The 445-nt window shown below is 61.8% G+C and carries 1 protein-coding gene; it reads left to right on the top strand.

Annotated features, from left to right (window positions below):
• Positions 1 to 395 (top strand): substrate-binding domain-containing protein (locus tag IB232_RS23400; protein ID WP_225592494.1); only part of this gene is annotated, 395 nt, incomplete at its 5' end.
• Positions 396 to 445 lie beyond the last annotated feature (50 nt).

Genomic DNA, 445 nt, shown 5'->3' with positions numbered 1-445 from the left:
CCTGGGAGCGAATCGATAGCGGCACTGATCTTGCGATTACGGCCGATCGTGTTGGCGCCTATCTTAATGCCCACCCCGACACCACGGCCTATTTCGACACTGGCTTTTGGCATGCGGCGGTCGCACGGGTGCTGAAGGATCGCGGCGTCGAGCCGGGCAAGGTGCTGCTAGGGGGCTTCGACCTCGTGCCGGAAGTCGTTCAGCAGATGCAGACCGGCTACGTCCAGGTTCAGGTCGATCAGCAGCCCTACATGCAGGGCTTCATGCCAGTCATGCAGGTCTATCTCGCCAAGACTTTCGGGCTCGCCCCGTCCGACATTGACACGGGGCAGGGCATTGTTCGCCCCGCCGATGCCGAGACGATCATGGAGTTCTCCGCCAAGGGTCTTCGCTAACGCACTTCCCCGGGGGCCGGAGCGGATTCTTCGGGAAAGACAAACTAGCC

It is taken from the genome of Pseudomonas sp. PDM15 (assembly GCF_014851565.1).
Lineage (GTDB): Bacteria > Pseudomonadota > Gammaproteobacteria > Pseudomonadales > Pseudomonadaceae > Aquipseudomonas.
Note: the sequence above shows the minus strand (reverse complement) of the source record. Positions and strands in the feature narration are given on the sequence as shown.